This window comes from Streptomyces sp. NPDC056222 (assembly GCF_042264065.1).
Classification (GTDB): domain Bacteria; phylum Actinomycetota; class Actinomycetes; order Streptomycetales; family Streptomycetaceae; genus Streptomyces.
Map to the genome: position 1 here is coordinate 20,656 of NZ_JBHJTL010000091.1, position 10,048 is coordinate 30,703.

Below are 10,048 nucleotides of genomic sequence, written 5' to 3' on the forward strand. Positions count from 1 at the left end.
GTACGGTGCGGCGGGGCGCGGGCGCGAGGGAGTCGGCGCGGGAGGGGATCGCGTGCAGCTCCGGCGATGCCCGCGGTGGTCCTTCGAGCTTTGCACCGACGTCAGGGCGCGTCCATACGTCGTACACGACGCGACAGGGCGGGTGGCCGACGGAATGGCAAGGTGGTCCTGGCTACGATGGGCGGGCCGGTGGTCGTAGGGGCCGCGCGGCCCACCGAACCTCGGGAAGGCCATGCTGAACAAGTACGCGCGTGCATTTTTTACGCGTGTCCTCACACCGTTCGCCGCGTTTCTGCTTCGCCGGGGCGTCAGCCCCGACGCGGTCACGCTCATCGGCACGGCCGGAGTGATGGCGGGTGCACTGGTCTTCTTCCCCAGGGGAGAGTTCTTCTGGGGCACGATCGTCATCACGCTCTTCGTCTTCTCCGACCTCGTCGACGGCAACATGGCCCGGCAGGCCGGGATCTCCAGCCGGTGGGGCGCGTTCCTCGACTCGACCCTCGACCGGGTCGCCGACGGCGCCATCTTCGGTGGCTTCGCGCTCTGGTACGCGGGTACGGGCAACGACAACGTGCTGTGCGCGGTCTCCATCTTCTGCCTGGCCAGCGGCCAGGTCGTCTCGTACACCAAGGCGCGTGGTGAATCGATTGGCCTGCCGGTCGCGGTCAACGGCCTGGTGGAGCGGGCCGAGCGGCTGGTGATCTCACTGGTCGCCGCGGGTCTCGCCGGACTGCACGCCTTCGGCGTGCCCGGCATCGACGTGCTCCTCCCGATCGCGCTGTGGATCGTCGCCGTGGGCTCCGCGGTGACACTGGGGCAGCGAGTGGTGACGGTACGACGGGAGTCGGCGGAGGCGGACGCGGCCGCGTCCGCCGCAGGGGGGAACGAGGCGACGTCATGAGTGGCGCGAGTGGGATGAAGGACCGGCTGACCGACGGGCTGTACGGGCTCGGCTGGTCGACCGTGAAGAAACTGCCGGAGCCCGTCGCGACCGGGCTCGGCCGGCGGATCGCCGACTACGCCTGGAAGCGGCGCGGCAAGAGCGTGCTGCGCCTGGAGTCCAACCTGGCGCGCGTGGTCCCCGACGCGACACCCGAGCGGCTCGCCGAGCTGTCGAAGGCCGGGATGCGCTCGTACATGCGGTACTGGATGGAGTCCTTCCGGCTGCCGACCTGGACCAAGGAACGCGTCGACGACGCCTTCGACATCAAGGACGTCCACCATCTGAAGGACGGCCTCGCCTCGGGGCGCGGCGTCATCCTCGCGCTGCCGCACCTGGCCAACTGGGACCTCGCGGGCGTCTGGGTGACCCGCTCGCTCGGCGTGCCCTTCACCACGGTCGCGGAGCGGCTCAAGCCGGAGACGCTGTACGACCGCTTCGTCGCCTACCGCGAGTCGCTGGGCATGGAGGTCCTGCCGCACACCGGCGGATCCGCCTTCGGCACGCTGGCGCGGCGACTGCGGGCCGGTGGTCTGATCTGTCTGGTCGCCGACCGCGATCTCTCCGCCACCGGTATCGAGGTCAAGTTCTTCGGCGAGACGGCGCGGATGCCGGCCGGTCCTGCGATGCTCGCCCAGCAGACGGGTGCGCTGCTGCTGCCCGTGACCCTGTGGTACGACGACACCCCGGTCATGAAGGGGCGGGTGCACGCACCCATCGACGTGCCCGAGACAGGTACCCGGGCCGAAAAGACGTCCCTGATGACACAGGCGCTGGCCGATGCCTTCGCCGGCGGTATCGCGGACCACCCGGAGGACTGGCACATGCTGCAACGACTGTGGCTCGTGGACCTGGAGGAGCGCGGGGAGGAAGGGCGGACGTGAAGATCGGCATCGTCTGCCCGTACTCCTGGGACGTACCGGGCGGCGTCCAGTTCCACATCCGCGACCTGGCGGAGCACCTGATCCGGCTGGGTCACGAGGTCTCCGTCCTCGCGCCCGCCGACGACGAGACGCCGCTGCCGCCGTACGTCGTCTCGGCGGGGCGCGCCGTGCCGGTGCCGTACAACGGCTCGGTGGCGCGGCTCAACTTCGGCTTCCTGTCGGCGGCGCGCGTGCGGCGCTGGCTGCACGACGGCACCTTCGACGTCATCCACATCCACGAGCCGGCCTCGCCCTCGCTCGGACTCCTGAGCTGCTGGGCGGCGCAGGGGCCGATCGTGGCCACCTTCCACACGTCCAACCCGCGCTCGCGGGCGATGATCGCGGCCTACCCGATCCTGCAACCCGCCCTGGAGAAGATCAGCGCGCGGATCGCGGTGAGCGAGTACGCGCGCCGCACCCTGGTCGAGCACCTGGGCGGGGACGCCGTCGTCATTCCCAACGGGGTCGACGTCGACTTCTTCGCGCGGGCCGAGCCCAAGGAGGAGTGGCAGGGCAAAACGCTGGGGTTCATCGGCCGGATCGACGAACCGCGCAAGGGCCTCCCGGTCCTGATGAAGGCCCTGCCGAAGATCCTCGCCGAGCGGCCGGAGACCCGTCTCCTGGTCGCCGGGCGCGGCGACGAGGAGGAGGCGGTGGCCTCGCTGCCGCGCGAGATGCGGTCGCGCGTCGAGTTCCTCGGGATGGTCAGCGACGAGGACAAGGCGCGGCTGCTGCGCAGCGTCGACGTCTACGTGGCGCCGAACACGGGCGGCGAGAGCTTCGGCATCATCCTGGTCGAGGCGCTGTCGGCGGGAGCGCCGGTCCTCGCCTCCGACCTGGACGCGTTCGCCCAGGTCCTGGACCAGGGAGCGGCGGGCGAGCTGTTCGCCAACGAGGACGCGGACGCGCTGGCCGACGCGGCGATCCGGCTGCTCGGGGACGACGTACGCCGCGACGAGCTGCGCAAGCGCGGCAGCGCGCATGTACGGCGCTTCGACTGGTCGACGGTGGGCACGGACATCCTCGCGGTCTACGAGACGGTGACGGACGGCGCGGCCTCGGTGGCGACGGACGAACGCACGGGGCTGCGGGCCAGGTTCGGTCTGGCGTCGCGGGACTGAACGGCCTTCGGGGGCTGGGGTCCGGCCGACCCGGGACGCCGGCCGACCGGGGACGCCGGCCGACCGGGGACGCCGGCCGACCGGGGACGTCGGGCGACCGGGGACGCCGGCCGACCGGCGGTGTCGGGCGACCTGGGACCGGCCCGGGACTTCGGGCGATACCCGGGACAGGACCGGGACCGGTTCAGGATCCCGGCCCGGTCCTGAACCGGCCGGACTGCCGCTGCTTCAAGGCCGGTTCGGCCCGTTCGGCCCGACAGCCTGGCCCGCCTGGCACGCTGGGGCGATGACCTCACCGAGCGTGGAAACACTGGACCTGGGGTACTTCGTGCGGCCGGCCGAAGAGTGGGGCGGGCCCCACGCGCGCGTGGAGCCCGTGCTCGCGTACCTGGTACGCCACGAGCACGGCACCCTCCTCTTCGACACCGGCATGGGGGAGGGCTCCCCGGAGACGGACGCGCACTACCGGCCCACCCGCCACCCCCTGCCCGCCGTGGCCAGGGACGTCGACCTCGTCGTGAACTGCCATCTCCACTTCGACCACATCGGTGGCAACCCGCTCTTCCCCGACACCCCCGTGCTCGTCCAGCGCAAGGAACTGGCCACCGCGCGGGCCGGTGACTACACGCTGGACTGGTTGCTCGAGGGCGTCCGCCACGAGGAGATCGACGGCGAGCACACGATCGCGCCGGGAATCACCGTCGTACCCACACCCGGGCACACCGAGGGGCACCAGTCCCTGGTCCTCGACCAGGGCGACCGCGTCACCGTCCTCGCCGGGCAGGCGTACGACTTCGCGGCCGAGTTCGGCGTGCCGTACCGCCCCTGGCTCGACCGGCTCGCGGAGCTCTCGGACGGGCGGACGGCGAAGGTCCGGTTCGCCCACGACCGTGACCTGTGGGAAGGGGTCCTGCCACCGCGACGGTAGCCTTTGCGCCCGTGACCGAAACCCTGATCTGGACCGTCGTCGCACTCATCGCGATCGGCCTGTACCTCAGCTGGACCGCCGGCCGCCTCGACCGGCTGCACGCGCGGATCGACGCGGCCCGCGCCGCCCTCGACGCCCAGTTGCTCCGCCGGGCCTCGGTCGCCCAGGAACTGGCCACGTCCGGCGTCCTCGACCCGGCCGCCTCGATCGTGCTGTACGAGGCCGCGCACGCCGCCCGGCAGGCCGAGGAGGACCAGCGGGAGGTGGCCGAGAGCGAGCTGAGCCAGGCCCTGCGCGCCGTGTTCGGGGAGCCCGAGCAGGTCGAGGCGGTACGGGCTGCCCCCGGCGGCGAGGAGGCCGCCAACGAGCTCGCGGCAGCCGTCCGCCGCGTGCCGATGGCCCGCAGGTTCCACAACGACGCCGTACGCGCCGCCCGCGCCCTGCGCCGCCACCGCAAGGTGCGCTGGTTCCGGCTGGCCGGTCACGCTCCGTTTCCGCTGGCCTTCGAAATGGACGACGAACCGCCCGTCGCCCTTGCCGATCGCCCGGCCTGACCTCCGGTAACCTGCGAAAACAGCGAAAACGATCCACCGCCTGCACATTGGCCCTTGATGTGGACTGGTGGTGGCCTGTTTCCTCACTCTTGTCTCAACACCGCTTTCCCGAGTGAGGTCCCCGTGTCCACCACGCTTCCCAACAGCACCCAGTCTCCCGAGACCGGCACCGCGCGCGTCAAGCGCGGCATGGCCGAGCAGCTCAAGGGCGGCGTGATCATGGACGTGGTCAACGCCGAGCAGGCGAAGATCGCCGAGGACGCCGGTGCCGTGGCCGTCATGGCCCTGGAGCGGGTCCCCGCCGACATCCGCAAGGACGGCGGTGTCGCCCGTATGTCCGACCCGAACATGATCGAAGAGATCATCGGCGCGGTCTCCATCCCGGTCATGGCCAAGTCCCGCATCGGCCACTTCGTCGAGGCCCAGGTCCTGCAGTCCCTCGGCGTCGACTACATCGACGAGTCCGAGGTCCTCACCCCGGCCGACGAGGTCAACCACTCCGACAAGTGGGCCTTCACCACCCCCTTCGTCTGTGGCGCCACCAACCTGGGCGAGGCCCTGCGCCGCATCGCCGAGGGCGCGGCCATGATCCGTTCCAAGGGCGAGGCCGGCACCGGCAACGTGGTCGAGGCCGTCCGCCACCTGCGCCAGATCAAGAACGAGATCGCCAAGCTGCGCGGCTTCGACAACAACGAGCTGTTCGCCGCCGCCAAGGACCTGCGCGCCCCGTACGAGCTCGTCAAGGAGGTCGCCGAGCTCGGCAAGCTGCCGGTCGTGCTGTTCTCCGCCGGTGGTGTCGCCACCCCCGCCGACGCCGCGCTGATGCGCCAGCTCGGCGCCGAGGGCGTCTTCGTCGGCTCCGGCATCTTCAAGTCGGGCGACCCGGCCAAGCGCGCCGCCGCCATCGTGAAGGCCACCACCTTCTACGACGACCCGAAGATCATCGCGGACGCCTCCCGCAACCTGGGCGAGGCCATGGTCGGCATCAACTGCGACACGCTCTCCGAGTCCGAGCGCTACGCCAACCGCGGCTGGTAATCACCCATGAGCACACCCCTGATCGGTGTCCTGGCCCTCCAGGGCGACGTACGGGAGCACCTGATCGCCCTGGCCGCGGCTGACGCCGTGGCCAGGCCGGTCCGGCGCCCCGAGGAGCTCGCCGAGGTCGACGGCCTCGTCATACCCGGCGGCGAGTCCACCACCATCTCCAAGCTGGCCGAACTCTTCGGCCTCATGGAGCCGCTGCGCGAACGCATCGCCGCCGGACTGCCGGTGTACGGCACCTGCGCAGGTCTGATCATGCTCGCCGACAAGATCCTCGACCCGCGCTCGGGCCAGGAGACCTTCGGCGGCATAGACATGATCGTCCGCCGCAACGCGTTCGGACGGCAGAACGAGTCCTTCGAGGCCGGCGTCACCGTCACCGGTATCGAGGACGGCCCCGTCGAGGGCGTCTTCATCCGCGCCCCGTGGGTCGAGTCCGTCGGTGCCCAGGTCGAGGTCCTCGCGGAGCACGAGGGTCATATCGTGGCCGTACGGCAGGGCCGGGCCCTGGCGACCTCGTTCCACCCCGAGCTCACCGGAGATCACCGCATTCACGCCCTGTTCGTCGACATGGTGCGCGCCGCGGTGTGACGAGGTCCCGGTAGGATCTCTGGGGTTCGTTCAGAAATGGGTTACGCGAAGGAGACAGGCAGATGTCCGGCCACTCTAAATGGGCTACGACGAAGCACAAGAAGGCCGTGATCGATGCCAAGCGCGGCAAGCTCTTCGCGAAGCTGATCAAGAACATCGAGGTCGCCGCCCGGACCGGCGGTGCCGATCTGGACGGTAACCCGACGCTGTTCGACGCCGTGCAGAAGGCGAAGAAGAGCTCCGTCCCGAACAAGAACATCGACTCGGCGATCAAGCGCGGCGGCGGCCTCGAGGCCGGCGGCGTCGACTACGAGACGATCATGTACGAGGGCTACGGCCCGAACGGTGTCGCGGTGCTCATCGAGTGCCTCACCGACAACCGCAACCGTGCAGCCTCCGACGTCCGCGTCGCCATGACCCGCAACGGCGGTTCGATGGCAGACCCCGGCTCGGTCTCGTACCTGTTCAACCGCAAGGGCGTCATCGTGCTGCCCAAGGGCGAGCTGACCGAGGACGACGTCCTCGGTGCTGTGCTCGACGCGGGCGCCGAGGAGGTCAACGACCTCGGTGAGAGCTTCGAGGTCATCAGCGAGGCCACCGACATGGTCGCGGTCCGCACCGCCCTCCAGGAGGCCGGCATCGACTACGACTCCGCCGACTCCAACTTCGTCCCGACCATGCAGGTCGAGCTCGACGAAGAGGGCGCGCGCAAGATCTTCAAGCTGATCGACGCTCTCGAGGACAGCGACGACGTGCAGAACGTCTTCGCCAACTTCGACGTCAGCGACGAGGTCATGGAGAAGGTCGACGCCTGAGCGCGGTCGCTTCTCGCAGCGGGCCGACGGGGAAACACCCCCGTCGGCCCGCTGTCGTTCGTGCGGCGTTGTCAGTGGCAGCGGATAGCCTGCACAAACAGATTTACGAAGACGGTCCAGGGAGGGGCTCAGGTGCGCGTGCTCGGGGTGGACCCGGGGCTGACCCGGTGCGGTGTCGGCGTCGTCGAAGGCGTCGCCGGGCGCCCCCTGACCATGCTCGGCGTCGGCGTCGTGCGGACGGCCGCCGACGACGACATCGGGATACGCCTGGTCGGCATCGAGCGCGGGATCGAGGAGTGGCTCGACCGCTTCTCACCCGAACTGGTCGCCGTGGAGCGGGTGTTCAGCCAGCACAACGTGCGTACGGTCATGGGCACCGCCCAGGCCAGCGCCGTCGCCATGCTCTGCGCCTCGCGCCGCGGCATCCCGGTCGCCCTGCACACCCCCAGCGAGGTCAAGGCCGCCGTCACCGGCAGCGGACGCGCCGACAAGGCCCAGGTCGGAGCCATGGTGACCCGGCTGCTCCGGCTCTCCGCCCCGCCCAAGCCGGCCGATGCCGCCGACGCCCTCGCCCTGGCCATCTGTCACATCTGGCGAGCCCCGGCCCAGAACCGGCTCCAGCAGGCCGTCGCCGCCCATCACGCAACGAAAGGCCGTTCCGCATGATCGCCTTTGTCAGCGGCCCGGTCGCCGCGCTCGCCCCCACCACCGCGGTCATCGAGGTCGGCGGCGTCGGCATGGCCGTCCAGTGCACGCCCACCACCATCGCCGGCCTGAGGATCGGTCAGGAGGCGCGGCTGGCCACGTCCCTGGTGGTCCGTGAGGACTCCCTGACGCTGTACGGCTTCGCGGACGACGACGAGCGGCAGGTTTTCGAACTGCTCCAGACGGCGAGCGGTGTCGGACCCCGCCTCGCCCAGGCCATGCTCGGCGTGCACAGTCCCGACGCGCTGCGCCTCGCAGTCTCCACCGGGGACGAGAAGACGCTCACCGCCGTCCCCGGCATCGGCAAGAAGGGGGCGCAGAAGCTCCTCCTCGAACTGAAGGACAAGCTGGGGCAGCCGCTCGGTACCGGCCTCGTCGGCGCGCAGCGCGCTGCGGCCTCCGGTCCGGCGCCTTGGACGGAGCAGCTGGCCGCCGCCCTCATCGGCCTCGGCTACGCGTCACGCGAGGCGGAGGAGGCGGTCGCCGCGGTGACGCCACAGGCCGAGGCGGCGATCGCCGCGGGCGGCTCGGCCCCGGTCCCGCAGCTCCTGCGCGCGGCCCTCCAGTCCCTGAACCGCGCCCGCTGACATGACCGCGGCGCGGGGCTCCTTCCTCACCCCGCCGCAGGCGCCCCGCACCTACAGACGACCGCACCACCACCACGAAGGCAGACCACGTGAACTGGGACGACGACACCGCACCGCCCACCGACGAGCGCATCGTCGCGGCGGCTGCCGAAGGTGACGACCAGGCCGTCGAGGCGGCCCTGCGGCCCAAGGACCTCAGCGAGTTCGTCGGCCAGGAGAAGGTGCGCCAGCAGCTCGACCTGGTCCTCAAGGCCGCCCGCCAGCGCGGAGCCACCGCCGATCACGTCCTGCTCTCCGGCGCTCCCGGCCTCGGCAAGACCACCCTGTCGATGATCATCGCGGCGGAGATGAACGCCCCGATCCGGATCACCTCCGGCCCGGCCATCCAGCACGCCGGAGACCTCGCCGCGATCCTCTCCTCCCTCCAGGAGGGTGAGATCCTCTTCCTCGACGAGATCCACCGCATGTCCCGCCCCGCCGAGGAGATGCTCTACATGGCGATGGAGGACTTCCGCGTCGACGTGATCGTCGGCAAGGGCCCCGGCGCCACCGCCATCCCGCTGGAGCTCCCGCCCTTCACCCTGGTCGGCGCCACCACCAGGGCCGGACTCCTGCCGCCCCCGCTCCGCGACCGCTTCGGCTTCACCGCCCACATGGAGTTCTACGACGCCTCGGAGCTCGAGCGCGTCATCCACCGCTCCGCCGGACTTCTCGACGTCGAGATCGACACGGCCGGAGCCGCCGAGATCGCCGGCCGCTCCCGGGGCACCCCCCGCATCGCCAACCGTCTCCTGCGCCGCGTCCGCGACTACGCCCAGGTCAGGGCCGACGGCGTGATCAACCGCGAGATCTCCGCCGCCGCACTCGCGGTGTACGAGGTGGACAGCCGCGGTCTCGACCGTCTGGACCGCGCCGTCCTGGAGGCCCTGCTCAAGCTCTTCGGCGGCGGCCCGGTCGGTCTGTCGACCCTCGCGGTCGCGGTCGGGGAGGAGCGCGAGACCGTCGAGGAGGTCGCCGAACCCTTCCTCGTACGGGAGGGACTCCTGGCGCGCACGCCGCGTGGTCGGGTCGCCACTCCCGCCGCATGGACCCATCTCGGACTCGTTCCACCGCAGGCAGCGGGCCCGGGCGCGCCAGGAAGCGGACAACAGGGGCTCTTCGGGGCGTGACCATGCCGTGACGGCGCGGAGACTCGTCGGACGAGGAACCAGGGTGCGATGCTGGACGTTGTTCCAATGATGCGGACTCGCCTAGACTCCGCCGATGCCGACCTTTCTGGTCGGCACGCCCACCCCCGAAGATCAGGCCGCGGGATCTCCGCGTCCGTGCGAAGGAAACCCGTCCCGTGAGTATCGTGACCCTCCTCCCCTTCATCGTCCTCATCGGGGCCATGTTCCTGATGACCCGCTCTGCGAAGAAGAAGCAGCAGGCGGCCGCGCAGATGCGCGACGAGATGCAGCCCGGCACCGGTGTGCGGACGATCGGGGGGATGTACGCCACCGTCAAGGAGATCGGCGACGAGACCGTCCTCCTCGAGGTCGCTCCCGGCGTGCACGCCGTCTACGCGAAGAACGCCATCGGCGCGGTTCTCGCGGACGACGAGTACAACCGCATCGTCCACGGCGACGAGCCGGACACTGAGACGGTCGTCCCGGACGACGCCTCCTCGCTGACCGAGTCGGCCGACGCCGACGCGTCGGACGAGGCCGCCGAGGACGCGAAGCCGGACCTGACCAAGAAGGTCGAGGCCGTCGAGGCCGACGCCGAGGTCAAGAAGGACGACAAGGCCGGCGGCGAGGCCGAGGCGAAGTAGTCGCGACCGGGGACCGCGGACGCCCAC

Annotated in this window: 12 protein-coding genes; all 12 read left to right on the forward strand. The window is 70.7% G+C overall.

The features are described 5' to 3' along the window. The first annotated feature begins 232 nt into the window (after nt 1-232). The 12 genes from pgsA to yajC all read left to right on the forward strand — a co-directional run bounded on the left by pgsA (nt 233) and on the right by yajC (nt 10,021). Nucleotides 233-901, forward strand: coding sequence for a phosphatidylinositol phosphate synthase (gene pgsA, locus ACFC0D_RS30920; protein WP_329122787.1), 669 nt, complete (start codon nt 233-235; stop codon nt 899-901). A 14-nt stretch (nt 902-915) separates the two neighbouring features. Next, nucleotides 916-1,824 (forward strand): phosphatidylinositol mannoside acyltransferase, encoded by a 909-nt coding sequence (locus tag ACFC0D_RS30925; protein ID WP_376443040.1) that lies wholly within the window; start codon nt 916-918, stop codon nt 1,822-1,824. Continuing rightward, nucleotides 1,821-2,984 carry a glycosyltransferase family 4 protein gene (locus ACFC0D_RS30930; protein ID WP_376443013.1) on the forward strand — a complete coding sequence of 388 codons (1,164 nt, stop codon included), beginning with the start codon at nt 1,821-1,823 and terminating at the stop codon, nt 2,982-2,984. Before ACFC0D_RS30925 ends, ACFC0D_RS30930 begins: the two co-directional genes overlap by 4 nt. A 286-nt stretch (nt 2,985-3,270) precedes the next feature. Beyond that, a complete protein-coding gene (locus ACFC0D_RS30935; RefSeq protein ID WP_376443015.1) occupies nt 3,271-3,912 on the forward strand; it encodes an MBL fold metallo-hydrolase in 642 nt (213 codons plus the stop codon). An 11-nt stretch (nt 3,913-3,923) separates the two neighbouring features. Continuing rightward, entirely contained in the window at nt 3,924-4,466 is a 543-nt protein-coding gene (locus ACFC0D_RS30940) for a hypothetical protein (RefSeq protein ID WP_376443018.1), read from the forward strand. Between the two features lie 189 nt (nt 4,467-4,655). Continuing rightward, on the forward strand, nt 4,656-5,504 hold the full coding sequence (gene pdxS / locus ACFC0D_RS30945; RefSeq protein WP_376443043.1) for a pyridoxal 5'-phosphate synthase lyase subunit PdxS: 849 nt from the start codon (nt 4,656-4,658) through the stop codon (nt 5,502-5,504). 6 nt (nt 5,505-5,510) lie between these two features. Further along, complete coding sequence (pdxT, locus tag ACFC0D_RS30950; RefSeq protein ID WP_376443021.1) at nt 5,511-6,101, forward strand: pyridoxal 5'-phosphate synthase glutaminase subunit PdxT; 591 nt, start codon at nt 5,511-5,513, stop codon at nt 6,099-6,101. Nucleotides 6,102-6,163: 62 nt separating this feature from the next. Beyond that, the gene (locus tag ACFC0D_RS30955; RefSeq protein ID WP_158985482.1) at nt 6,164-6,916 is read left to right on the forward strand and encodes a YebC/PmpR family DNA-binding transcriptional regulator; all 753 of its coding nucleotides are present in this window, start codon (nt 6,164-6,166) and stop codon (nt 6,914-6,916) included. A 132-nt stretch (nt 6,917-7,048) separates the two neighbouring features. Then, nucleotides 7,049-7,582 (forward strand): crossover junction endodeoxyribonuclease RuvC, encoded by a 534-nt coding sequence (gene ruvC, locus ACFC0D_RS30960; protein ID WP_376443024.1) that lies wholly within the window; start codon nt 7,049-7,051, stop codon nt 7,580-7,582. Beyond that, nucleotides 7,579-8,208 (forward strand): Holliday junction branch migration protein RuvA, encoded by a 630-nt coding sequence (gene ruvA / locus ACFC0D_RS30965; protein ID WP_376443027.1) that lies wholly within the window; start codon nt 7,579-7,581, stop codon nt 8,206-8,208. Before ruvC ends, ruvA begins: the two co-directional genes overlap by 4 nt. A gap of 89 nt (nt 8,209-8,297) precedes the next feature. Then, the gene (gene ruvB, locus ACFC0D_RS30970) at nt 8,298-9,377 is read left to right on the forward strand and encodes a Holliday junction branch migration DNA helicase RuvB (RefSeq protein ID WP_376443030.1); all 1,080 of its coding nucleotides are present in this window, start codon (nt 8,298-8,300) and stop codon (nt 9,375-9,377) included. 176 nt (nt 9,378-9,553) lie between these two features. Continuing rightward, on the forward strand, nt 9,554-10,021 hold the full coding sequence (yajC, locus tag ACFC0D_RS30975; RefSeq protein ID WP_376443033.1) for a preprotein translocase subunit YajC: 468 nt from the start codon (nt 9,554-9,556) through the stop codon (nt 10,019-10,021). The last annotated feature ends 27 nt before the right edge of the window (nt 10,022-10,048 follow it).